We start from the raw sequence: 22,765 nt of genomic DNA on the forward strand, positions 1-22,765 counted from the left end.
GGTTAGAAGTACCCCTCGCGCTTGCGGTCTTCCATCGCGGCCTCGGACATCTTGTCGTCGGCACGCGTGGCGCCGCGCTCGGTGAGGCGGGAGACGGCGATCTCGGCGATCACCTTCTCGATGACGTCGGCGTCCGAGTCGACGGCTCCGGTGCAGGACATGTCGCCGACGGTGCGGTAGCGGACCTTGCGCTTCTCGACCGTCTCGCCGTCCTTCGGGCCGCCCCACTCGCCCGCGGTCAGCCACATGCCGCCGCGGCCGAAGACCTCGCGCTCGTGGGCGTAGTAGATGGCCGGCAGCTCGATGCCCTCGCGGGCGATGTACTGCCACACGTCCAGCTCGGTCCAGTTGGACAGCGGGAAGACGCGGACGTGCTCGCCGGGAGCGTGCCGGCCGTTGTACAGGTTCCACAGCTCGGGGCGCTGGCGGCGCGGGTCCCACTGGGAGAACTCGTCGCGCAGCGAGAACACCCGCTCCTTGGCGCGGGCCTTCTCCTCGTCCCGGCGCCCGCCGCCGAAGACGGCGTCGAACTTCTCCGCCTGGATCTTCTCGGTCAGCGGCAGCGTCTGCAACGGGTTGCGGGTGCCGTCCGGCCGCTCCTTGAGCACGCCCCGGTCGATGTAGTCCTGCACGGAGGCCACGTGCAGGCGCAGCCCGTGCTCGGCGACCGTGCGGTCGCGGTACTCCAGGACCTCGGGGAAGTTGTGCCCGGTGTCCACGTGCAGCAGGGAGAACGGCACCGCCGCCGGGGCGAACGCCTTCAGCGCCAGGTGCAGCATCAGGATCGAGTCCTTGCCGCCGGAGAAGAGGATCACCGGCCGCTCGAACTCGCCCGCCACCTCGCGGAAGATGTGCACCGCCTCGGACTCGAGGGCGTCCAGGTGGGAGAGGGCGTACGGGCTGCCCGCACCCTCCTCCACCGCGGCCGCGGACGTCACGGACGTCGTCATGCCAGTCCCCTTTCGGTGAGCAGGGCGTGGACCGCCGCGGCGGACTCCTGAACGGTCTGGTCCTGCGACTCGACGCGCAGGTCGGGCTTGACGGGCTCCTCGTACGGGTCGTCCACCCCGGTGAGCCCCGTCAGCTCACCCGCGGCCTGCTTGGCGTACAGGCCCTTCACGTCGCGCACCGAGCACACCTCGACGGGCGTGGCCACGTGCACCTCGACGTACGCGGTGCCGTTCGCCTCGTGACGCTCGCGCACCGCGTCCCGGCTGTCCGCGTACGGCGCGATCACCGGGACCAGCGCCGTGACGCCGTTGCGGGCGAGCAGTTCGGCGACGAAGCCGATGCGCTGCACGTTGGTGTGCCGGTCCGCCCGGTCGAAGCCGAGGCCCGCCGAGAGGAACTCGCGGATCTCGTCGCCGTCGAGCAGCTCGACGCGCCGGCCCCCCTCACGCAGGCGGTCGGCCAGCGCGCGGGCGATGGTGGTCTTGCCGGCGCTGGGCAGCCCCGTGAGCCAGACGGTGGCTCCGGTCGTCACGTGGTTCTCCCTGGATGTCGATGGTCCGGTGGTCGTCGGTCCGGTGGTGGTCGTCATGTCAGCCGTGCAGTCCGCACTCGGTCTTGGAGCGGCCCGCCCAGCGTCCGGCGCGGGCGCCCTCGCCCTCCAGCACACGACGGGTGCAGGGCGCGCAGCCCACGGAGGCATAGCCGTCCGTCAGCAGCGGGTTGGTGAGGACGCCGTGCTCGGTGACGTACGTTTGCACGTCTTCCTGTGACCACTTGGCGATGGGCGAGATCTTCACCTTGCCCCGCTTCTCGTCCCAGCCGACGACCGGTGTGTTCGCCCGGGTCTCCGACTCGTCGCGGCGCAGCCCGGTCGCCCAGGCCTGGTAGCCCTTGAGGCCCTCCTCCAGCGGCTTCACCTTGCGCAGCGCGCAGCACAGGTCGGGGTCGCGGTCGTGCAGCCGCGGTCCGTACTCGGCGTCCTGCTCGGCGACGGTCTGGCGCGGGGTGAGCGTGATGACGTTCACGTCCATCACCGCCTCGACCGCGTCGCGGGTGCCGATGGTCTCCGGGAAGTGGTAGCCGGTGTCGAGGAACACCACGTCCACGCCGGGCAGGGCGCGGGAGGCGAGATGGGCGACGACCGCGTCCTCCATGGACGAGGTCACGCAGAACCGGCCGCCGAAGGTCCCGGCCGCCCACTGGAGGATCTCCAGCGCGGTGGCGTCCTCCAGTTCACGGCCCGCCCGCTCGGCGAGCGCCTTGAGTTCCGCGGTCGTACGTTCTTCCTGAACCGCCGTCATATCGGTTCCCCTCCCGTGGAGTTGGGCTGAAGACCCCGGGCGAGCAGCCCGAGGAACCTCAACTGGAATGCGCGGTTGCACGCCCCGCATTCCCAGGCGCCGTGGCCCTGCTCACCCGGACGCAGGTCCTCGTCGCCGCAGTAGGGGCAGTAGAAGGGCGCGGCGCGCTCGCTCACGACAGGGCCTCCTCGGAGGCCCGGGCCGCCCAGGCGGCGAAGCGCTCGCCGTCCTCGCGCTCGGCCTGGAAGCGCTTGAGGACGCGCTCCACGTAGTCCGGCAGCTCCTGGGCGGTGACCTTCAGGCCGCGCACCTTGCGCCCGAAGCCGGCCTCCAGGCCGAGGGCGCCGCCCAGGTGCACCTGGTAGCCCTCGACCTGCTCGCCGTGCTCGTCGAGCATGAGCTGGCCCTTGAGGCCGATGTCCGCGGTCTGGATGCGGGCGCAGGCGTTCGGGCAGCCGTTGAGGTTGATGGTGAGGGGCTCGTCGAAGTCCGGGAGGCGGCGCTCCAGCTCGTCGATGAGCGAGGCGCCGCGCGCCTTGGTCTCGACGATGGCGAGCTTGCAGAACTCGATGCCGGTGCAGGCCATGGTGCCCCGCCGGAAGGTGGAGGGCCTGGCGGTGAGGTCCAGCGCCTCCAGGGACTCGACCAGCGAGTCGACCTGCGCCTCCTCGACGTCGAGGACGATCATCTTCTGCTCGACCGTGGTGCGCACCCGGCCCGAGCCGTGCGCCTCGGCCAGGTCGGCGACCTTGGTCAGGATCGTGCCGTCGACGCGGCCCACGCGCGGGGCGAAGCCGACGTAGTAGCGGCCGTCCTTCTGCCGGTGCACGCCGATGTGGTCGCGCCAGCGGCTGGTGGGCTCGGCGGGCGCGGGGCCGTCGGTCAGCTTCCGCTTCAGGTACTCGTCCTCAAGGACCTGGCGGAACTTCTCCGCGCCCCAGTCGGCGACCAGGAACTTCAGGCGGGCGCGGTTGCGCAGCCGCCGGTAGCCGTAGTCGCGGAAGATGGAGATGACGCCCTCGTAGACGTCGGGCACGTCGTCGATCGGCACCCAGGCGTTCAGCCGCACGCCCAGCTTGGGGTTGGTGGACAGGCCGCCGCCGACCCACAGGTCGAAGCCCGGTCCGTGCTCGGGGTGCTCGACGCCGACGAAGGCCACGTCGTTGATCTCGTGCACCACGTCGAGGACCGGCGACCCGGAGATCGCGGTCTTGAACTTGCGGGGGAGGTTCGAGTACGCCGGATTGTTCAGGACCCGGCGCTTCATCTCCTCCAGCGCCGGCGTGCCGTCGATGATCTCGTCCTCGGCGATGCCCGCCACCGGGGAGCCGATCATCACGCGGGGCGTGTCGCCGCAGGCGGTCACCGTGGACAGGCCGACGCTCTCCAGGCGGTTCCAGATCTCCGGGACGTCCTCGATGCGGATCCAGTGGTACTGGACGTTCTGCCGGTCGGTGATGTCGGCCGTGCCGCGCGCGAACTCCTGCGAGATCTCACCGACGACGCGCAGCTGAGCGGTGGTCAGCGCGCCGCCGTCGATGCGGACGCGGAGCATGAAGTAGCGGTCGTCCAGCTCCTCCGGCTCCAGGATCGCCGTCTTGCCGCCGTCGATGCCCTGGCGACGCTGGGTGTACAGCCCCCACCAGCGCATACGGCCGCGCAGATCACCGGGGTCGATCGAGTCGAAGCCGCGCTTGGAGTAGATCGTCTCAATACGTGTCCGAACGTTGAGACCGTCGTCGTCCTTCTTGGTCTGCTCGTTGCCGTTGAGCGGGGTGAAGTGTCCGGCCGCCCACTGGCCCTCGCCGCGGTGACGGCTCACCTTGCGGCGCGGGGTCGCGGCAGCGGGCTTCGGCGGGGTGGCGGCCATGGTTGACACACGTCCTTTTAAGCAGGCGGAAAGCGGCTCTGACCTGCGCGCATGGCGCATGGCCTACGTAGGGCATACGTGAGACACGCGTGCGCGTCATTGCGCGGGAGCGAGGGGGAACGCGGGGAATCCGGAGGTGCTGGAGGGTGCTCTCAGCGGCCCGGACAGATGGCGCTGGACATGCGGCCGAGGTCGACGTGCCGCCGACTCACCAAGGCAATCCCAGTTCCAGGCATGACGGAAGCGTGGCACGGCGATCTGTGACTGGTCCAGCTTAATCCAAAATGTGGACACCCTTGTCTCGTACAGCGAGACAAGGGTGTCCTTGGTCACACGTGCGGTGACCCGGCCGGTCAGTCGGCCGAAAACAGACGTGTCGGCACAGGTCAGACGGGGAAAGCCCCCGGCCACGGCCCCGGTGTGGCCACGTCCGCCTCCTCCTCCACCTTGGTGTCGAAGAGACGGAAGCCGCGACGCTGGTAGTTGTCCATGGCGAACTCGCCGTCCTTGCTGCAGGTGTGCAGCCACACCCGCTTGGTGGTGGCCAGCCCCGGCCAGCGCTCCGCCAGGTCCCAGGCGCGGGCGGTGCCGTACGAGAGGAGGTGGCCGCCGATCCGCCGGCCGCGGAAGGCCGGGATCAGGCCGAAGTACTCGATCTCCACGACCCCGTCGTCGCCGGGCGTCAGCTCCACGTATCCGGCGGGCGTACCGCGGTCGTGGGCGACCCAGGTCTCCACGCCCGGCCGCTCCAGGTGCTCCCGCCACCGTGCGTGGCTCCAGCCGAGCCGGTCCGTCCAGCGGATGTCGCCGCCGACCGAGGCGTACAGGAAGCGGCTGAACTCGGGGGAGGGCACCTCGGCGCGGACGATCCGGACGTCCCCCTCCGGCGCGGCGGCCGGCAGCAGATCGGTGGGCGCCGTCTGCTCCAGGGACCACGTGGTCACGGCGATGTTGGTCATGCCGGTCAGGGAATCATCCGCTCCGCGGATCTGTCGATCCCCGCCGGTGCGGCCGGCCGGGGCGGTCAGTCGAGCGCGTCCTCGATCGACGCCAGCGGCAGCGCGAACAGCATGCGGCCCGACTGGGACCAGACCTCGCCGGTCCGCGCCCAGTACGACATCGAACCCGCCCGGCCGCTCCAGCACTGCTGCGACCGGTCCGCCCCGCACTCGGCGGCCTGGGCACCCTCGGTGTCCTGGCGCCACAGGGTCCCGCGTCCGTCCTGTCCGCCGGCCGCGCGCCCCACGTACCACTCGGAGCGGGTCGCGCCGGGCGGCCGGTGCGACAGCACGCCCCCGACCTCGGCCGCCCCGGTCCGGTACGCCTCGACCGCGTTCACCCGGCCGGAGGAGTCGGTGATGGGCAGCCCGGTGCGGTCGGGGTCCGTGGCCGTGCGCAGCGCGTAGCGCCACAGCCGGGTGGGCCGGTCGCCGTCCGCGGCCACGTGCTCGGTGGCCACCAGGCTGTCGGGGGCCGTGCCGCGGTCCAGGGAGATCGCGCCGGGGCGGGCCGCGGTGTCGGTGTCGGGGAGCCGGTACGAGGCGATGGCGGGCAGCACGTACCGGTGGCCGCCCGCCGCCCAGCCGCCGGGCACGCGCCCCACGGCGTCCGCCGCGGTGGTGGCGCGCTGGACCCGCTCCACGTCGTACACGTACAGCGCGTCGCGGTCCCCGGCGGCGGTGGTGACCAGCAGCTTGTCCTGGTACCAGACCATGCCGGTGACGGGGGAGGCGAGCCCGCGGTAGTCGTGGCCGCCGTCGACCGGGACGGCGAGCAGCGCCGAGGTGTAGCCGAGCCGGCCGGGGTCGTCGGCGTCGACGAACGAGACCCGGGCGAGGCCCCCCTGGGGGGTGCCGTCGTCGCGGGACCAGGCGGAGAGGATGACGCGGTGGGTGCCCCAGCGGCCGTCCTCGTCGGCGTCCCCGGAGGTGGTGACCGCGCCGGGGCGCCAGCCGTCGGTGTCCGCCTCGTCCCAGCAGTAGGCGCGGGTGGCGGCGGGGGAGACCGGCAGTGCCTCGCGCTCCCCGGCCGTGCACTCGGCGGTGTCGCGCAGGGTGTGGTCGGCGGATTCGAGGACGGTGTCGACGCCCACCGGGTCGCCCATCGCGGCGGAGAGCCGGTCGAGCCAGGTCGTCGGCACCCGGTGCTCGGTCAGGCGCAGCGCGTCGGTCTCGGCGGCGGAGGTGAGGGGCTTGAGGGCGCCGGGGTCGTCGGCGACCGTGGCCTGCGAGGCGCTGATCAGTGTGGCGGCACCGGTCAGCGCGAGGGCCGCACCGGTCAGGGCCGCGCGCAGCGCCCTGCCCCGTCTGCGCCGGCGGTGTCTGCCGCGCTGCTTCATAGAACCTCCACGGACCCCGGACCAACTGCGCTCCACGGTGGTCGCGTTGACCGAGGAGCGGATGGGGCGGTCCACCAAGGATGCTACGGCAGCCGGACCCCCGGCGGACGCAGACGATGCAAATATGCGAAAACAACCCGCCTTTACGGCCATCCGGGCCGGGCGCGTCCCCGGCCCGCCACGGGCGGCGGGCGCCGTGGGGGTGCGGGCGGACACCCGTTGCGCGGCGCACGGCAGACGGCCGTGGAGTCGACGGCGAGGGGAGCGGCGGCCCGGAGGCCCGGCCCCACCAGCGCCTCGACCACCGCACCCGGTGGGCCTCGCCGCCCGTCCCCGCCCGCCGTCGCGGGCATGTCCCCGCCGGCCGTCGCGGCCGCCGGTCGTCCGGGCGCGGCCGCCGTCACGGCACGCCCCTCGACGCCCGGCCCTCCGCCACCGTCGGTGCCGTGGAGTGGGGGAGGAGGTCGCGGGGGTCGGCCGGGAGGAGGAGTTCGATCTCCGCGTCCTCGCAGAAACGATACGGCCGGTGTTCCAGGTAGGCCCCGAGATACCTCCGCACCCGCGACATCTCGGCCCGTACCGTCACCGTGCGGGCCCGGTCGCCGAACATGTCCTCGGCCAGCGCGGCGGCACTGCGGCCACCCCGGTGCACCGCCAGCAGGTACAGCAACTCCGCGTGCCGCGGACTCAGTTCCCGCGCCCAGTCCTCCGCGCCGCCCAGCACCCGGACCGACCAGCGGCGCGGCTGCCCGAGGTCCAGCACGATCCGGGTGGCACCCTGCGGCACCGGCCCGGCCGCGGCCCGCACCAGCCACCCCTCGGCCAGCGGCTCCACCGTGCACGCCCCGAACGGCGGCAGCCACCGCGCCCCCGCCTCCGGCGACTTGGGCAGCACCACCCGCTCCACGTACGGCATCCCCGTCACCGCCGCCGTCCAGCCGTCCCGGTCCGCCACCAGCGCCCGCCCGCCGAGCCGGGCCAGCACCGGCGCCGCCACCGCCCGCAACCGCTCCAGCGACCGCGTGTGCAGCTCTCGCAGCCGGGCCTCGGCCAGCTTGGCCACCGAGTCCACCCACGCCAGCGTCGCCGGGTGCATCGTCTCCAGCGGCCCGCTCACGTCGACCACGCCGAGCAGCCGCCCGCTGCGCGGGTCGGTGATCGGCGCCCCGGCACAGGTCCAGGTCGCCTGGGACCGCACGAAGTGCTCGGAGGCGAAGACCTGTACGGGCCGCCGGGTGACCGCCGGTGTCCCCACGCCGTTGGTGCCGACCACCTCCTCCCGCCAGTCCGCCCCGAGTTCGAAGCCGAGCCCGTCGGCCCGGCGCAGCACCCGCGCGCTGCCCTCCCGCCACAGCACCCGGCCGTCCTCGTCCGCGATCACCATGATGTGGTGGGCCACGTCCGCGACCGACAGCAACGCCTCCCGCAGCACCGGCAGCACATGCCGCAGCTCGGAGGCCTCGCGCCGCCGGCGGATCTCCTCCGGGGCCAGCAGCCCGGAGCGGAAGTCGTGCTCCGGGTCGACGCCGCTGCGCAGCATCCGGTCCCAGGACTGCTCGATCACCGGCCGCGGCGCCACCGGGGCCCGCTCGCCCGAGAGTCTCGCGGACCGGACCTCACTGAGCATCCGGGCCGCACGCGCCGTGTCGGCGGCGGCGAACTGCGTCACGTCCATGGGCGAGAGCGCCACGGGACCTCGTCCTTCCGGAAGGCGGATATTCGTCTCATAGTGACCGGTTGCCCGCGCCCGGCGGGCACAGTCCGCGCACAGTCGACCGCAAGTTGCAACCCCCTGCAACCCTGGTGGACGGCCTCGCGGGTGTCCAAACTTGAACCACGCCGTCCCGAGCGGCGTACGCGGCCTGAACGGGCCCGTGTGGCGGGGGTGGTGCCGTGTCGGCGCAGCACCACCCCCGCGCCGCGCGGCCGGAATCAGACCACGGGCCGCGCCCGCTCCACCACCGCCGCCAGATCCAGCGTCGGCGGCAGCGTGCCGAAGGCCGCGCCCCCGTCGCCGCCCAGCCGCGAGGCGCAGAACGCGTCGGCGACCTCCGGCGGCGCGTACCGCACCAGCAGCGCGCCCTGCAGCACCAGCGCCAGCCGCTCCGCCAGCAGCCGGGCCCGCCCCTCGGCGGCCGCCAGGTCGGCCAGGTCCGTCAGCAGGTCCCGGATCGCCGCGTCCAGCCGGTGATCGGCCCCGCGCGCCGCGCCCACCTCCGTCAGATAGGCGTCCAGCGCCGCCGGTTCGCGCCCCAGTGCCCGCAGCACGTCCAGCGCCTGCACGTTCCCGGCGCCCTCCCAGACCGAGTTCAGCGGCGACTCGCGCACCAGCCGGGGCAGCCCGGACTCCTCGACGTACCCGTTGCCGCCCAGGCACTCGGCCGCCTCCACCGCCACCGGCGCACAACGCTTGGTCACCCAGTACTTGGCCGCCGGCACCGCGAGGCGCAGCAGCGCCCGCTCCCGCTCGTCGCCCTCGCCCGCCGCGTCACAGGCCGCCGCCAGCCGCAGTCCGAGCGTCGTGGCCGCCTCCGACTCGAGCGCCAGGTCCGCGAGGACGTTGCGCATCAGCGGCTTGTCGACCAGCTTCCCGCCGAACGCCTCCCGGTACGCGCAGTGGTGCACCGCCTGTGCCACCGCCTGCCGCATCAGGCCCGCCGAGCCCAGCACGCAGTCCAGCCGGGTCGCCGCCACCATGTCGAGGACGGTGGCCACCCCGCGCCCCTCCGCGCCGACCCGGCGCGCCCAGGTCCCGGCGAACTCGACCTCGGCGGAGGCGTTGGACCGGTTGCCCAGCTTGTCCTTCAGCCGCTGGATCAGGAACACGTTGCGGGTGCCGTCCGCCAGCACGCGCGGCACCAGGAAGCAGGTCAGCCCCCCGGGGGCCCGCGCCAGCACCAGGAAGCCGTCCGACATCGGCGCCGAGCAGAACCACTTGTGCCCGGTCAGCTCGTACGCCCCGTCCTCGGCCAGCGGCCGAGCCGACGTGGTGTTCGCCCGTACGTCGCTGCCGCCCTGCTTCTCCGTCATGCCCATCCCGAACAGCACCCCGGCCTTCAGGTGGGCCGGCCGCAGCTCCCGGTCGTAGACCCGGGAGGTCAGCCGGGGCTCCCACTCGGCGGCCAGCTCCGGGTCGGCGCGCAGGGCCGGCACCGCCGCGTGGGTCATCGACAGCGGACAGCAGTTGCCCGCCTCCACCTGGGTCCACATCAGGAACGCCGCCGCGCGCCGCACGTGCCCGCCCGGCCGCGACCAGGCGTCGGTCAGGCCCGCCGAGACGCCCTTGCCGAGCAGCCGGTGCCAGGCCGGGTGGAAGTCGACCTCGTCGACGCGGTGGCCGTAGCGGTCGTGGGTGCGCAGGACCGGCGGGTGGCCGTTGGCCTGTGCGCCCCACTCCTGGGTCTGGAGGGACCCGCAGCTCCGGCCGAGCCCCGACAGCTCGGCGAGCGCCTCCTGGGACGGCCCCGCCGTCAGATGCCGCTCGACCGCCTCCGTCAGGACCCGGTCGGAGGTGAAGACGTCGTAGCCGGTCAGCGGCGGCGCCTGATTCGTCACGGTGTGGGTACTGCCTGCCATGACCGTGAACCTACCCTGCCGCGGGGGCCCGGCGGGCCGGGACGGGAGCGGCGGGCGTCCGCGGATGAGTGGCACCCCCGGCGCCGGATACCTTTAGGGCGTGCAGCCAGCAAGTGACTCCCCCGAACGGCCCTCGGGCCGGCTCCACCGTGCCCGGGTTCTGTACCGGAACGTCTCCAAACGCAGGACCGCCTGGCTGCTGCTCAAGGACACGGTCAACTCGTGCATGGAGTACCGCATCCTCGGCCTGGCCGCCGAGGCCGCGTTCTTCACCCTGCTCTCGGTGCCGCCCCTGCTGCTGAGCCTGCTCGGACTGCTCGGCTACGTCGACTCCTGGATCGGCGCCGACACCACCGAGAGCCTGCGCGACAACATCCTGGACGCCTCCCGCGCGGTGCTCTCCGAGAAGGGCGTCAAGCAGATCACCGAGCCGATCCTGGACGACGTGATGAAGGGCGGCCGGCCCGACGTCATCTCCATCGGCTTCCTGTTCGCCCTGTGGTCGGGCTCCCGCGCGGTGAACGTCTTCATCGACACCATCACCGTGATGTACGGCCTCGACGGCGTCCGGGGCATCGTCAGGACCCGCCTGATGGCCTTCCTGCTGTTCATCGTGGCCCTGCTGATCGGATCGATCGCGCTGCCGCTGATGGTGGCGGGACCGGACGCCGTGGTGCGGATCGTGCCCTGGTCGACGACGGTCGTCCAGGTGCTGTACTGGCCGGTCGTGATCATCCTGTCGGTGGCCTTCCTGACCACGCTGTACCACGTGTCGGTGCCCGTGCGCTCCCCGTGGATCGAGGACGTCCCCGGCGCGCTGGTCGCGCTCGCCATGTGGGTGCTGGGCAGCTTCCTGCTGCGCATCTACCTCACCAGCACCGTCGAGGGGCCGACCATCTACGGCTCGCTCGCCGCGCCCGTCGCCGTGCTGCTGTGGATCGGTGTGTCCGCGTTCGCGGTGCTCGTCGGGGCCGCGGTCAACGCGGCCATCGACCGGGTGTGGCCGGCCGCCGCGACCGCCGCGGCCCGCGAGGCCAACGAGCGGCTGCGCCAGGCCCAGGTCGCCGAGTACGTGGCCCGCACCGCCGCGAACGGCGAGGGCGACCCCGACATGCCCTCCGAGTTCCCCGAGCGCTGGTCCCGCTTCCTGCCCCCCGAGGACGTCACGGCCCGCCTGCGCACCCACCCGAAGAGCCCGCCCCCCGCCAACCACCACGACGAAGGCCACGGCCACGACAAGCCGGAGGCCTCCTAGGGCGCCGCCCCGGGCCGGGTTCGGCGGGCGGTCAGCTCGTGGTGGGCCCGGGCCGCCGCGCCCAGCGGCACGGCGTCGCTCCCCAGGGCCGCCCGGAGCAGTTTGACGGGATGGCCGCTGATCGGCGGTTCGGCGGCGAGCGGCCCCTGGATCAGTGGTTCGAGCAGCGTCCAGGCGCCGCTGACGCCACCCCCGATCACGACCGTGCCGATGTCGACGAGGCCGGCGGTCATCACGATCGCGCGAGCGACCCCCGCGCCCGCCGCCGCGTACACGGCGCGCGCGTCGGCGTCCCCGTCCCGGGCCGCCTCCGCCACCTCGCGGGCGGACAGCTCCCGCCCGGTGCGCTCGCCGTAGCGGGCCCGCAGCGAACGGGCCGAGGCCAGCGTCTCCAGGTGGCCGCGGCCGCCGCAGGTGCACGGCAGGTCGCCGAAGCCGGGAATGTGGCCGATCTCGCCGGCCGCGCCGTGGGCGCCGGTGCGCAGTGCTCCCCCCGTCCACAACGCCCCGCCGACGCCGGTGCCCAGGGTCATGCCCAGCACGTCCTCCTCGCCCGCCGCGGCACCGCAGGCGATCTCGCCGCGCACGAACGCGTTGACGTCGTTGTCGAGGAAGGCCGGGACGCCCAGCGCGCTGCTCAGAGCGGCGGTCACGGGGAAGCCGGCCCAGTCGGTGAACGAGTCGCTCGCCACCAGGACGTGACCGGAGGCGGCGTCGACCACTCCGGCGGCGCCCACCCCGACGGCGGCCAGCCGGCCGGGTGTGCGGGCCCGTACGACGGCGAGCGCGTCGAGTGTCGCGGCGATCATCGCCCGGCCGCCGGAACGGGCCGGGGTGACCGTGTCCGCGCGGTCGAGCACCCTCAGTTCCCCGTCGCAGAGCACCACCTGGGTGGTGGTGCCGCCGATGTCCACCCCGGCGAAGACCGGGGCGTCGGGACCGCTCATCCCTGCTCCTCCGTCCGCCCGGCGGCGAGGGTCGCCAGTCGCTGTGCCCGGCGGCCGCGCTGGACGACCGGGTCGGGCACGGGTACCGCCGCCAGCAGGCGCCGGGTGTAGTCGGTCTCCGGGTGCAGCAGGGTGGCCGACGTGAGCCCCTGCTCCTCGGTCCGCCCCGCCCGCATCACGACCACCCGGCGCGCGAACTGCTGCACGACGGCCAGGTCGTGGGAGACGAAGAGGCAGGCGAAGCCCAGCTCCTCCTGGAGTTCGCCGATCACTTCCAGGACCGCCTGCTGCACGCTCACGTCCAGGGCACTGGTGGGTTCGTCCGCCACCAGCAGGCGCGGTTCGAGGACCAGGGCGCGGGCCAGGCTCACGCGCTGGCGCTGGCCGCCGGACAGTTCGCGCGGCGTGCGCCGGGCGACCTCCCGCGGCAGCCGCACCCGGTCGAGGACGGCGGCGACCAGGGACTCCCGCTCCCTGCCGGACAGTCCTCCGCGGTGGATCCGCAGCGGTTCCGCGACACACTCGCCGACCGTCATCCGGGCGTCGAGCGAGGCGACCGGGTCCTGGAGGACGACGCCGATGCCGGCCCGCAGCGCGCGCCGGGCCCGCGCCCGGGTGCGGGCCAGGTCGGCTCCGAACAGGGTGACGGAGCCGGTCGTGGGGGCGATCAGGCCGAGTGCCACCCGGGAGGCGGTGGACTTGCCGGAGCCCGACTCTCCCACCAGACCGAGGGTCTCCCCGGGGTGGACGGCGAAGGAGACGCCCTTGAGGGCGTGCACCGCCCGCTTCCCGCGGCCGAAGACCACCGAGACGTCCCTCAGTTCCACCGCCGGCTCCCCGGCGGGCGCGGCCTCGGGCTCGTCCGCCCGCCGCTCGCCGGACGCGGCGGCTTCGGCGACGGACAGCCGCGGTACGGCGGACAGCAGCCGCTTGGTGTAGTCGTGCGAGGGGCGCAGCAGTACGTCCTCGACGGGCCCGGTCTCCACGATGGCGCCCTGGTACATCACCGCGACCCGGTCGGCGAAGTCCGCGACGACCCCCATGTTGTGGGTGACCAGCAGGACACCCGTGCCGGTCTGGGCCGCGAGCCGCCGCAGCAGGTCGAGGATCTCGGCCTGCACGGTGACGTCGAGCGCGGTGGTGGGCTCGTCGGCGATCAGCAGCGCCGGTTCGTTGGCGATGGCCATGGCGATGACGACGCGCTGGCGCTGGCCGCCGGAGAGCTGGAACGGGTAGGCGCGGGCCCGCTGCTCGGGCTCGGGGATGCCGACGCGGCGCAGCAGCTCGACGGCGCGCGCGGCGGCGTCCGCCGCGGACACCCGCCGGTGGTTGCGGATCACCTCGGCGATCTGCTTGCCGACCCGGGTGAGCGGGTCGAGCGCGGTGGCCGGTTCCTGGAACACCATGGAGACGGTCGATCCGCGCAGCCCGGACAGCCGCTCCTCGTCGGCGCCGACGATGTCGGTGCCGTCCACGACGGCCCTTCCGGTGGCGCGGGCGTTGCCGGACAGCAGCCCCATGGCCGCCAGCGCGACGGTGGACTTGCCCGAGCCCGACTCGCCGACCAGGGCGAGCGTCTCGCCGGGCGCGACGTGCAGGGAAACCCCGCGCACGGCCCGCACCGGGCCGGTCTCCGTGGTGAAGACGACGCCCAGGTCGTCGAGGTCGAGGATGTGGTCCCCGGCGGCGGCAGCGGCCGGTCGTCGAACGGCGCTCACGCGCGCCCCCTCACGTCGAATGCGTCCCGGAGTCCGTCTCCGATCGCGTTGAACGCCCACACCACCAGGATGATGGCGAGGCCGGGCGGCACGATCAGCCACCAGTAGCCCGAGTAGGCGGCGGTCATGCCCGTGGAGAGCATCCCGCCCCAGTCGGTGGCCGGGGGCTGGACGCCCAGGCCGAGGTAGGAGACGTAGGCCACCAGCAGGATCGCGTCGGCGATCTGGAAGGTGGCCGCCACGATGATGGTCGACACCGAGTTCGGCAGGATGTGCCGGGTGATGGCGCGCGTGTGACCGCCGCCGATCGCGCGCAGGGTGAGGACGAAGTCCCGGTTCTTCAGCGTCAGGGTCTCCGCCCGCACCAGCCGTGAGGGCACGAGCCAGGAGATGAGGCCGAGGATGACGACGAGACCGGTCAGGTCGGGGGTGGTGATCGCGGAGACCACCAGCAGGATGAACAGGGCGGGGATGGCGATGCCCGCGTCCACCACGCGCATCATGACCGCGTCGATCCAGCCGCCCGCGTAGCCGGCCGCGGCGCCCCACAGGGTGCCGATGACCGTGGCGAGGACACCGGCCGACAGCCCGACGATCAGGGAGACCTTGCCGCCGTACATCAGCCGGCCCAGCTCGTCGTGGCCGACCGCGTCGGTGCCGAGCCAGTGGGCGCCGCCGGGCGACTGGTTGACCTGCTGGAGCAGGGTGTGGGTCTGGTCGGTGGAGTAGATCAGCGGGCCCACGAAGCAGAACAGCACGAAGAAGACCACGACACCGAGCCCCACCACGGCGAGGCGGTTGCGCAGGAAGCGGCGGACCGCGAGCCGGGTGCCGGAGGCGGCGCGCTCGGGCTTCGCGGCGAGCCCGTCCAGGGAGGTGAGGGTGCTCATGACCGACCTGCCTTCACTCGGGGGTCGATGACGCGCTGGAGGATGTCGGCCAGCAGGGTGCCGGTCACCGTGGCGATCGAGATGACCAGGACGCATCCCAGCAGCACGGGATAGTCGGAGGACTGGGCGGCGGTCCAGAACAGCAGGCCCATGCCGGGGTAGTTGAAGAGCTGCTCCACCACCAGCGCGCCGCCGAAGAGGACCGGCACGTAGTAGCCGAGCATGGCCACCACGGGGGTCAGCGAGTTGCGGAAGACGTGCCGCGTCAGGACGGCCCGGGGACGGGAGCCGCCGGCCCGCGCCGTGCGCACGTAGTCCTCGGTGAGGTTCTCCAGCGTGGCCGCGCGCATGTAGCGGCTGAAGACGGCGACCATTGTGGCCGCGCCCGCCACCACCGGCAGCACCAGGCCCTGCGGCTGGGACAGGACGGCGCCGACGCTGTTGCCCTGGGGTGCCTGGGCCGGGAACCAGGGCAGCACCTGGCTGAAGACGAGGACCAGGATCAGACCGAGGAAGTACACGGGGGTGGAGTAGGCGACGAAGCTGAGCGTGGTGATGACGTAGTCGACCGGCTTGTTGCGGCGGACGGCCTGCCACACGCCGAGCGGCACCGCGGCCAGCAGGCCGACGACCGCCGACAGGACGGTCAGCAGCAGCGTCTTCGGCAGCCGTTCGGTGATCAGTTGGGAGACGGGCTCGTTGAGGGTGTACGACATGCCGAAGTCGCCGTGGATCAGCTGGTTCAGGTAGTACACGTACTGAACCGGGAGCGGCTTGTCGAGCCCCTGCTCGTGGTTGAAGGCGGCTATCTGCGAGGCCGTGGCCTGGGGGCCGAGGATGCCGCGGGCGGGACCCCCGGGCAGGGCGTGCAGCAGGCAGAACACCACGACGGTCACGAGGAGGACCACCGCCAGCGCCTGCAGGACACGCCTGATCAGGAAGGAGTATGTGCTCATGGGTTTCCGGGTGACTGGGTGGGGACGGGGCAGCTGCGGGTGAGGGGGGCCGGGCGCGGGCTCACTCGGTCCACGCCCACATGGCGGGGTGGAAGTTGGCGAGGGAGTCCTGGGCGAACCCGCCGAGTCCGTCCCTGATCACGGAGACCTGGTAGTCGGGCTCGGGGAGCCAGATCACGGGCAGGTCCTCGGCGAGGGCCTTGCTGTAGTCGAGCATCGCGTCGGGGGACGAGGAGGTGGTGGTCCGGTCGATCAGCTCGTCCACCTCGGGGTTGGAGTAGCTGCCGAAGTTGGAGCCGCCGCCGCTCGCGAACAGCGCGTCACCGCTCGGGTAGGCGGGGAAGTACCAACTGCCCGCGCTGCCGAAGAAGGAGAGCTGCCACGTGCAGGCGGGGTCGTCCGCCTCGCACTGCCCGGTCTGCGAGAGGACCGAGTTGACCGGTGCGGTCTTGATGTCGAAGTCGATGCCGGTCTCCTCGAAGGAGGACTGCAGGGCGCTCATCATGTTGTCCGTCTCCGTGGAGCCGGACTGGGACAGCACCCGCATCCTGAACTCGGTGCCCTCCTCGACGCCTTCGCCGCAGTGCCCCGCGCCCGCGCCCGGCGAGGTGCACACCATGGTGCCGTCCTGCTCCCTCCAGCCGTGGTCGGTCAGCAGCTTGCGCGCCTCGGCGGTGGAGTACGGGTACGGCTCGGCCTTCTGCTCGTCCGAGAGGAAGCCGGACGCCTGCCCCTGCGGGACGGGGCCGTAGGTGGGTACGGCGGTGCCGCTGTAGAGCACCTTGGCCAGGGTCTTCTGGTCGACGGACATCTGGACGGCCTGCCGCGCGTACGACTGCCGGAAGACCGCGCCCATCTCCGGGTTGTTGAAGTTGTACGGCATGTAGGTGACGGCCCAGCCGGACCACCGCTCGACGTGGTAGCCGAGGTCGGTGAAGGACTTCTTGATCCCCAGGTCGGAGGCCTTGATGTAGCCGTAGTCGACCGTGCCGGCCCGCAGCGCGTTCTCCTCGGCGGCCACGGTGGTGAAGGACAGCAGGTTGATCTGCCGGACGTGGGCCGCGCCCCCGCCGTCGTACTTCTCGTTCTCGATCAGCTCGACCCGGCCGGAGGTGGAGAAGGACTTCAGCGTGTACGGCCCGCTGACCGTCTTCCACAGCGGGTCGCTCGCGTAATGGGAGATCTTCTTGCCGGCGTCGATCAGGTACGTCCAGACCTTCTTGGCGCCGGCCGGGCTGCGGTCGAGGTCGGAGACGTCCCCCGCGTCGCTGGTCTTGTCCCACGCGTGCTGGGGCATCACGCGGATCATGCTCAGCTCGTTGGCGAGCATCCACTGCCGGTTGTAGGCGCGGTCGAAGTCGAGCGTGAAGTGCCGGTCGTCGAGGGTCCTGAAGGACGACCAGACGTCCGGGGCCTTGCCCGGACTGTAGCTGGCCCACGACTTCTTGTTCTGTCTGACCAGGTTGAACCAGAACTCGACGTCCCGGGAGGTGATCGGCTCGCCGTCGCTCCAGTGGCGGTCGCCGAGGGAGATGGTGACGCTCTTGTTGTCCGCGGCGAACTTCGCGTCCGTCGCCAGCGAGTTGTCCTTGTTCCAGCCGATCTCGCCGGCGGACCCGTCGTAGGCGATCAGCGGCTCCCACAGCACCTGGGATATCGAGGCGTTGTTGGTGTTGAGGTGTCCCGGCGTCCCGATCGGCACGATCCAGTTCGGGGTGAAGTTCGCCGGGAGGGCGTAGTTGATCTCGTTCTTCGAGCCGGAGGGGGCGGAGACACCGCCCGTGCAGCCGCTGAGCAGCACGCCCACGGCCGCGCAAGCGCCGACGACGAGCGCCCGGCGTCGGCGTGGCGCTGTGCGAGCAGGGGACATGTATCTCCTCCAGGTGAGTGGCGTGGAGGTCAGCTAACGCCTGCCTCGGCGCAGGTACAAACAAAGTTGCGTAACAACTAAGTATCTCCGTTTCTGAAGAAAGTCCGGGTGTCGCTGGATCCGCGATTTCCTGCGTGGATCGCCATTCACGGAACGCCTTTCGAGGCGTACTGTCTGCATCGGACCGACCATGGGGAAGTAAGCACGTACATGAATGAAATAAGTACGCGGGGCCGGAAGGCAGCAGGCACCTCGGCGCTGGCGGCACGGGCCCTCGAACTGATCGCCTCCGGCCGGGCGACCTCCCGGGCGCAGCTCGCCGAGCTGCTCGACGCCGCGGCCTCCAGCGTCTCGGTGGCCGTGGCACAGCTCGTGGAACACGGCCTCGTCGCCGAGGAGGGAACCCAGTCCTCCACCGGCGGACGCCCGCGCAAGGTGCTCAGGCTCGGCGGCCAGGACGAGTTCGCCGTCGCCGCCGACCTGGGCGGCAGGCACGCCCGCGTCGGCGTGGTCCTGCCGGGCGGCGAACTGCGCGACGTCTCCACCGTGCCGCTGGTGATCGCCGACGGCCCGCAGGCGGCGCTCTCCCGGCTTGCCGCCACCCTGGACGAGCTGGTCGAACACCACGGCAGGTCACGGCTGCGCGGTGTCGGCCTCTCGCTGCCCGGTCCGGTCGACACCGCCACGGGACGCGTCGTGCAGCCCTCCCGCATGCCGGGGTGGAACCGTTTCCCCGTCGAGTCCTGGCTCCGGGAGCGCTTCGCGGTCCCGGCCGTCGCCGACAACGACGCCAACTGCATGGCCGTCGGCGAGCACACCGCCCGCAAGGGACGCCACCAACAGGTGATCATGGTGAAGACGGGCACCGCGATCGGTGCCGCCGCCCTCGTCGACGGCCGGCTCTACCGCGGCGGCACGGGCGCGGCCGGGGAGATCACCCACATCCGCATCGCCCGCGGCGACGGCGTGCCCTGCTCCTGCGGCAACACCGACTGCCTGGAGACGGTCGCCTCGGGCGCCGCCCTGGTCCGGGTGCTGCGGGAGGAGGGCGTCGACGTCTCCACCGCCGAGGACGTGGTGCGGCTGGCCACCGACGCGCACCCGGAGGCCAACCGGGCGGTGCGCAGGGCCGGGGACTACCTCGGCCAGGTGCTCGCCGCCAACGTCAATTTCTTCAACCCGGACGCCGTCTACCTGGGCGGCATCCTCTCCACCGTCGAGCCGTTCGTCGCCGCCGTCCGCAGCCAGCTCTACGAGAGCTGCCATCCGCTGGTCACCGAGCACCTCGCCATCGAGCGCGCCGTCCTCGGCGCCGACGCCGGTCTCCTGGGCGCCGGACAGTTCGCCCTCCAGCGGGCGCTGGCCCAGGCCCTGCGCCGGGTCGGCGGAGCGGAGCTGGACCCGGACCGGTTCCAGACCCCCACCACCTGAACCCACACGCCGCACCTCCCGCACCACCGCACGAACGAGGAGCCATGTCGCACCCCAGCACCCCCACGGGCACTCCCACCAGCACCCCCGCCCGCCGCCCCGTCATCGCCATCGCCGGGCTCGGCATCGAGTCGTCCACCTTCTCGCCCGCCCGCACCCAGGCCCCCGCCTTCCACCCCTCCCGCGGCCAGGAGGTACTGGACCGCTACCCCTTCCTCGCCGACGGACGGGAACTGCGCGAGGCGGCCGACTGGCACGGCGCCCTCGTCGGCAAGTCCCTGCCCGGCGGCACGGTCACCGCCGCGGCCTGGGAGGAACTGACCGGGGAACTCCTCACCCGGCTCGCCGCACTGCCCGCGCTGGACGGCCTCTGGTTCGACATCCACGGCGCCATGACCGTCGAGGGCATCGACGACGCCGAGGCCCTGCTGCTGGAGAAGGTGCGCGCGGTCGTCGGCGACGGCGTGATCGTCTCCACCTCCATGGACCTGCACGGCAACGTCTCCCGCGCCCTCGTCCACCGCAGCGACCTGATCACGTGCTACCGGATGGCCCCGCACGAGGACCACATGGAGACCAAGGAGCGCGCCGTACGGAACCTGCTGACGCACCTCGCCTCCGGCGCCCCCCGCCCGCTGAAGGCGTGGGTGCCGGTCCCCGTCCTGCTGGCCGGCGAGCAGACCTCCACCCGGATCGAGCCCGCGAAGAGCGTGTACGGAGCCGTTCCCGAGGTCGAGGCGGAGGAAGGCGTCATCGACGCGGCGATCTGGGTCGGCTACGCCTGGGCGGACGAGCCCCGCAACCGGGCCGCGGTCGTCGTCACCGGGCACGACGGGCGGGCGGTGTCCGCGGGCGCCGAACGGCTGGCCCGCGGCTTCTGGGAAGCCCGCCACGACTTCGACTTCGTCGCCCCCACCGGCACCTTCGACGACATCCTGGACGAGGCCCTGGCGGGCGAGCGGCGCCCGTACTACGTCAGCGACACCGGCGACAACCCGACCGCGGGCGGCGCCGGTGACGTGACCTGGGGCCTGACGCGGCTGCTGGCCCGCCCCGAGTTCCAGAAGGAGGACGGGCCGACCGTCCTGTACGCCTCGGTGCCGGGCCCCGAGGCCGTGCGGCACGCCGTCGCGGCGGGCGTCGGCGCCACCGTGACGGTGACGGCGGGCGCCGAGGTCGACGACCGGCACGCCGGTCCCGTCACCCTCACCGGCGTCGTGCACGCCGTCCGGCACGGGGACCGCGACGCCCGCACCGAGGTCGTGATACGCGTCGGCAGCGCGTACGTGATCCTCACCGAGCTGCGCAAGCCCTACCACCACGAGCACGACTTCACCGGCCTGGACCTCGACCCGCGCGGCGCCGACATCGTCGTCGTGAAGATCGGCTACCTGGAACCCGAGCTGTTCGCGATGGCCGCCGACTGGAAGATGGCCCTCACCCCGGGCGGCGTCGACCAGGACCTCGTCCGCCTCGGCCACCACCGCGTCCGCCGGCCCCTGTTCCCCTTCGACCCCGCCATGGCCGACCCGGACCTCTCCGCCCGCCTGATCCCCGCCGCCGACCAGCCGCTGACCGGGGCCGACGAATGAGTGCCCGCCCCGGCCTGGAGATCGCCGTCGTGTCCCCGGCCGGTGCCCGCACCGCCCGGGAGCACGGGGCGGACCGCGTCGAACTGTGCACCGGACTCGAACTCGGCGGCCTGACCCCCTCGACCGCCGCCGTCGAGGCGGTCGTCGAGACCGGTCCGCCCGTCCACGTCCTCGTCCGCTGCCGTCCCGGCGACTTCGTCTACGACGACGAGGAGGTCGCCCTGATGGCCGCCGAGGTGCGCACCGCCCTGCGCGCGAGTGCCCGCGGCGTCGTCGTCGGGGCACTGACCCCGGACGGCGCCCTCGACACCAACGCCCTCGCCGTGCTCGTCGGCGCCGCGCGGGACACCGACCCCGCCGCGCAGATCACGCTGCACCGGGCGGTGGACCAGGCGAGCGACCCGGTGGCCGCCGTCGCGGCACTGCCGGGGCTCGGCATCACCCGCGTCCTGACCTCCGGCGGCGCGCCCGCCGCGATCGGGGGAAGCGCCGTGCTCACCGCGATGGCCGCCGCGGCCCCCGGCGTCGACGTGGCCGCCGGCGGCGGAGTGCGGCCCGGCGACATCGCGGGTCTGCTGGCGGCGGGCGCCACCTCGGTGCACCTGTCCGCCAAGTCCCGGGCCACGCCCCGCCGCGCGGCCGGCTGGGTGCCCCTCGGCGCCGGGGGCGCCTCCGCCGCCGACGACACCCACTTCGTCACCGACGGCACCGTCGTCGCGGAGGCGAGGAGGGCGCTGGACGCGGCTGCCGGACGAAGGATGCCGGAGGAGGCCGGGGGCGCCCCTAGGTGAACGGCCCGCGGGCCGGACCGGGACACTGGCACCGTGGACGCACTCGCCGGACTGCTGGAGGGCCCCCGGGCCCGTGGCGCCTTCATGATCCGCGCCTGTTTCGACCCGCCCTGGGCGGTGCGCGTGGAGGACGGCGCGCCGCTGACCGTGATGCTGATGGTCCGCGGCGACGCCTGGATCGTGCCCGACACGGGGGAGCGGCTGCGGCTGCGCGCCGGGGACCTGGCCATCGCGCGCGGCCCCGACCCGTACGTCTGCGCCGACGACCCCGGCACCGCCCCGCAGGCGGTGATCCTGCCGGGCGGCGCGTGCAGTTACCCCGACGGCCGCCCCCTCAACGGCTCGATGGACCTCGGCGTGCGCACCTGGGGCGACCGCGCCGACGGCGAGGCGGTCCTCCTCATCGGCACCTACCTGGTCCGCGGTGAGATCGGCGGCCGCCTCCTGGACGCGCTGCCCCCGCTGCTGTCCCTCACCTCCGAGGCGTGGGACAACCCCCTCACACCCCTGCTGATGACGGAGGTCACGCGGGACGAGCCGGGCCAGGAGGTGGTCCTGGACCGGCTCCTCGACCTGCTGGTCATCGCCGCGCTGCGGGCCTGGTTCGCCCGGCCGTCGGCCGAGGCCCCCGCCTGGTACCGGGCGCTGGGCGACCCGGTCGTCGGCCGGGCGCTGCGGCTGCTCCAGGACGACCCGGCGCACCCCTGGACCGTCGCGTCCCTCGCCGCGAAGACCGGGGTCTCCCGCGCCGGGCTCGCCCGGCGGTTCACCGACCTGGTCGGCGAACCGCCCATGGGGTACCTCACCGGCTGGCGCCTCGCCCTGGCCGCCGACCGGCTGCGGGACGGCGAGGACACCCTCGCCGCGATCGCCCGCCGGGTCGGCTACGGCAGCGCGTTCGCCCTGTCCACCGCCTTCAAACGGGAGTACGGCGTCAGTCCCCAGGAGTACCGGACCCGGGGCCCGGCGTAACCTGGCACGCGTGTACGCGGAACGGGCGTCCCGGCTGACCGGCGCGGTGGTGTGGACCCACACCCCGACCGGACCCGGCCCCGGGCGGGTCCTCCCCGACGGCTGCATGGACCTGCTCTGGTACGACGGCCGGCTGCTGGTCGCGGGCCCCGACACCCGCGCCCACCTCACCGGGGGCGCCCCCGGCCCCTGGGCCGGCGTCCGCTTCTACCCCGGCACCGCGCCCGCCCTGCTCGGCGTGCCCGCCGACGCACTGCGCGACCGGCGCGTCGACCTCGCCGACCTCTGGCCGGCCACCCGCGCGCGG

21 protein-coding genes are annotated in these 22,765 nt (G+C 73.2%); 6 read left to right on the forward strand and 15 right to left on the reverse strand.

All coding sequences use genetic code 11. The features are described 5' to 3' along the window. Window positions 1–2: 2 nt before the first annotated feature. From cysD to BZZ08_RS24125, 10 genes are all read right to left on the reverse strand, one after another. Entirely contained in the window at window positions 3–950 is a 948-nt protein-coding gene (gene cysD / locus BZZ08_RS24085) for a sulfate adenylyltransferase subunit CysD (protein WP_198601666.1), read from the reverse strand. Beyond that, a complete protein-coding gene (gene cysC, locus BZZ08_RS24090; RefSeq protein ID WP_198601667.1) occupies window positions 947–1,540 on the reverse strand; it encodes an adenylyl-sulfate kinase in 594 nt (197 codons plus the stop codon). The genes cysD and cysC overlap by 4 nt, the downstream gene beginning before the upstream one ends. Window position 1,541: 1 nt before the next feature. Beyond that, window positions 1,542–2,252: a phosphoadenylyl-sulfate reductase gene (locus BZZ08_RS24095; protein ID WP_104634345.1), complete on the reverse strand. Its 711-nt coding sequence runs from the start codon at window positions 2,250–2,252 to the stop codon at window positions 1,542–1,544. Further along, a complete protein-coding gene (locus BZZ08_RS24100; RefSeq protein WP_104634346.1) occupies window positions 2,249–2,428 on the reverse strand; it encodes a hypothetical protein in 180 nt (59 codons plus the stop codon). The genes BZZ08_RS24095 and BZZ08_RS24100 overlap by 4 nt, the downstream gene beginning before the upstream one ends. Next, window positions 2,425–4,122, reverse strand: coding sequence for a sulfite reductase SirA (gene sirA / locus BZZ08_RS24105; protein ID WP_104634347.1), 1,698 nt, complete (start codon window positions 4,120–4,122; stop codon window positions 2,425–2,427). The genes BZZ08_RS24100 and sirA overlap by 4 nt, the downstream gene beginning before the upstream one ends. 152 nt (window positions 4,123–4,274) lie before the next feature. Next, a complete protein-coding gene (locus BZZ08_RS39960) occupies window positions 4,275–4,358 on the reverse strand; it encodes a putative leader peptide (protein ID WP_309475039.1) in 84 nt (27 codons plus the stop codon). 150 nt (window positions 4,359–4,508) lie between these two features. Beyond that, a complete protein-coding gene (locus BZZ08_RS24110; RefSeq protein WP_104634348.1) occupies window positions 4,509–5,081 on the reverse strand; it encodes a GNAT family N-acetyltransferase in 573 nt (190 codons plus the stop codon). A gap of 65 nt (window positions 5,082–5,146) precedes the next feature. Continuing rightward, the gene (locus tag BZZ08_RS24115; protein WP_104634349.1) at window positions 5,147–6,460 is read right to left on the reverse strand and encodes a hypothetical protein; all 1,314 of its coding nucleotides are present in this window, start codon (window positions 6,458–6,460) and stop codon (window positions 5,147–5,149) included. Window positions 6,461–6,860: 400 nt separating this feature from the next. Then, window positions 6,861–8,150 (reverse strand): helix-turn-helix domain-containing protein, encoded by a 1,290-nt coding sequence (locus BZZ08_RS24120; protein ID WP_104634350.1) that lies wholly within the window; start codon window positions 8,148–8,150, stop codon window positions 6,861–6,863. A 242-nt stretch (window positions 8,151–8,392) separates the two neighbouring features. Beyond that, window positions 8,393–10,036, reverse strand: coding sequence for an acyl-CoA dehydrogenase family protein (locus tag BZZ08_RS24125; RefSeq protein WP_104634351.1), 1,644 nt, complete (start codon window positions 10,034–10,036; stop codon window positions 8,393–8,395). Window positions 10,037–10,136: 100 nt separating this feature from the next. Here BZZ08_RS24125 and BZZ08_RS24130 point away from each other — a divergent pair, with 100 nt between their 5' ends. Continuing rightward, entirely contained in the window at window positions 10,137–11,291 is a 1,155-nt protein-coding gene (locus BZZ08_RS24130; RefSeq protein WP_198601668.1) for a YihY/virulence factor BrkB family protein, read from the forward strand. On the opposite strand, the gene BZZ08_RS24135 is transcribed toward BZZ08_RS24130, so the two are convergent. The 5 genes from BZZ08_RS24135 to BZZ08_RS24155 all read right to left on the reverse strand — a co-directional run bounded on the left by BZZ08_RS24135 (window position 11,288) and on the right by BZZ08_RS24155 (window position 17,672). Beyond that, window positions 11,288–12,238: an ROK family protein gene (locus tag BZZ08_RS24135; RefSeq protein ID WP_104634352.1), complete on the reverse strand. Its 951-nt coding sequence runs from the start codon at window positions 12,236–12,238 to the stop codon at window positions 11,288–11,290. The two genes, BZZ08_RS24130 and BZZ08_RS24135, sit on opposite strands and share 4 nt — an antisense overlap. Beyond that, on the reverse strand, window positions 12,235–13,956 hold the full coding sequence (locus tag BZZ08_RS24140; RefSeq protein ID WP_104634353.1) for a dipeptide ABC transporter ATP-binding protein: 1,722 nt from the start codon (window positions 13,954–13,956) through the stop codon (window positions 12,235–12,237). The genes BZZ08_RS24135 and BZZ08_RS24140 overlap by 4 nt, the downstream gene beginning before the upstream one ends. Continuing rightward, a complete protein-coding gene (locus BZZ08_RS24145) occupies window positions 13,953–14,846 on the reverse strand; it encodes an ABC transporter permease (RefSeq protein ID WP_104634354.1) in 894 nt (297 codons plus the stop codon). The genes BZZ08_RS24140 and BZZ08_RS24145 overlap by 4 nt, the downstream gene beginning before the upstream one ends. Continuing rightward, a complete protein-coding gene (locus tag BZZ08_RS24150) occupies window positions 14,843–15,802 on the reverse strand; it encodes an ABC transporter permease (protein ID WP_104634355.1) in 960 nt (319 codons plus the stop codon). The genes BZZ08_RS24145 and BZZ08_RS24150 overlap by 4 nt, the downstream gene beginning before the upstream one ends. Before the next feature lie 61 nt (window positions 15,803–15,863). Beyond that, complete coding sequence (locus BZZ08_RS24155) at window positions 15,864–17,672, reverse strand: peptide ABC transporter substrate-binding protein (protein WP_104634356.1); 1,809 nt, start codon at window positions 17,670–17,672, stop codon at window positions 15,864–15,866. A gap of 210 nt (window positions 17,673–17,882) precedes the next feature. Here BZZ08_RS24155 and BZZ08_RS24160 point away from each other — a divergent pair, with 210 nt between their 5' ends. The 5 genes from BZZ08_RS24160 to BZZ08_RS24180 all read left to right on the forward strand — a co-directional run. Then, on the forward strand, window positions 17,883–19,103 hold the full coding sequence (locus tag BZZ08_RS24160) for an ROK family protein (RefSeq protein WP_104634357.1): 1,221 nt from the start codon (window positions 17,883–17,885) through the stop codon (window positions 19,101–19,103). Between the two features lie 44 nt (window positions 19,104–19,147). Beyond that, entirely contained in the window at window positions 19,148–20,695 is a 1,548-nt protein-coding gene (locus tag BZZ08_RS24165) for a M81 family metallopeptidase (protein WP_104634358.1), read from the forward strand. Next, a complete protein-coding gene (locus BZZ08_RS24170; protein ID WP_104634359.1) occupies window positions 20,692–21,486 on the forward strand; it encodes a copper homeostasis protein CutC in 795 nt (264 codons plus the stop codon). Before BZZ08_RS24165 ends, BZZ08_RS24170 begins: the two co-directional genes overlap by 4 nt. 33 nt (window positions 21,487–21,519) lie before the next feature. Continuing rightward, window positions 21,520–22,458 (forward strand): AraC family transcriptional regulator, encoded by a 939-nt coding sequence (locus BZZ08_RS24175; RefSeq protein WP_104634360.1) that lies wholly within the window; start codon window positions 21,520–21,522, stop codon window positions 22,456–22,458. 10 nt (window positions 22,459–22,468) lie between these two features. Beyond that, a partial coding sequence (locus BZZ08_RS24180) for a DUF6597 domain-containing transcriptional factor (RefSeq protein WP_342211015.1) occupies window positions 22,469–22,765 on the forward strand: 297 nt, incomplete at its 3' end.

The organism is Streptomyces sp. MH60, from assembly GCF_002939385.1.
GTDB lineage: Bacteria > Actinomycetota > Actinomycetes > Streptomycetales > Streptomycetaceae > Streptomyces.

Coding starts and splice junctions, on each gene's coding strand:
- cysD (WP_198601666.1), bottom strand. CDS start 950: ATGACGACGTCCGTGACGTCCGCGGCCGCGGTGGAGGAGGGTGCGGGC.
- cysC (WP_198601667.1), bottom strand. CDS start 1,540: ATGACGACCACCACCGGACCGACGACCACCGGACCATCGACATCCAGG.
- BZZ08_RS24095 (WP_104634345.1), bottom strand. CDS start 2,252: ATGACGGCGGTTCAGGAAGAACGTACGACCGCGGAACTCAAGGCGCTC.
- sirA (WP_104634347.1), bottom strand. CDS start 4,122: ATGGCCGCCACCCCGCCGAAGCCCGCTGCCGCGACCCCGCGCCGCAAG.
- BZZ08_RS39960 (WP_309475039.1), bottom strand. CDS start 4,358: ATGCCTGGAACTGGGATTGCCTTGGTGAGTCGGCGGCACGTCGACCTC.
- BZZ08_RS24110 (WP_104634348.1), bottom strand. CDS start 5,081: ATGACCAACATCGCCGTGACCACGTGGTCCCTGGAGCAGACGGCGCCC.
- BZZ08_RS24115 (WP_104634349.1), bottom strand. CDS start 6,460: ATGAAGCAGCGCGGCAGACACCGCCGGCGCAGACGGGGCAGGGCGCTG.
- BZZ08_RS24125 (WP_104634351.1), bottom strand. CDS start 10,036: ATGGCAGGCAGTACCCACACCGTGACGAATCAGGCGCCGCCGCTGACC.
- BZZ08_RS24135 (WP_104634352.1), bottom strand. CDS start 12,238: ATGAGCGGTCCCGACGCCCCGGTCTTCGCCGGGGTGGACATCGGCGGC.
- BZZ08_RS24145 (WP_104634354.1), bottom strand. CDS start 14,846: ATGAGCACCCTCACCTCCCTGGACGGGCTCGCCGCGAAGCCCGAGCGC.
- BZZ08_RS24150 (WP_104634355.1), bottom strand. CDS start 15,802: ATGAGCACATACTCCTTCCTGATCAGGCGTGTCCTGCAGGCGCTGGCG.
- BZZ08_RS24155 (WP_104634356.1), bottom strand. CDS start 17,672: ATGTCCCCTGCTCGCACAGCGCCACGCCGACGCCGGGCGCTCGTCGTC.
- BZZ08_RS24160 (WP_104634357.1), top strand. CDS start 17,883: ATGAATGAAATAAGTACGCGGGGCCGGAAGGCAGCAGGCACCTCGGCG.
- BZZ08_RS24165 (WP_104634358.1), top strand. CDS start 19,148: ATGTCGCACCCCAGCACCCCCACGGGCACTCCCACCAGCACCCCCGCC.
- BZZ08_RS24170 (WP_104634359.1), top strand. CDS start 20,692: ATGAGTGCCCGCCCCGGCCTGGAGATCGCCGTCGTGTCCCCGGCCGGT.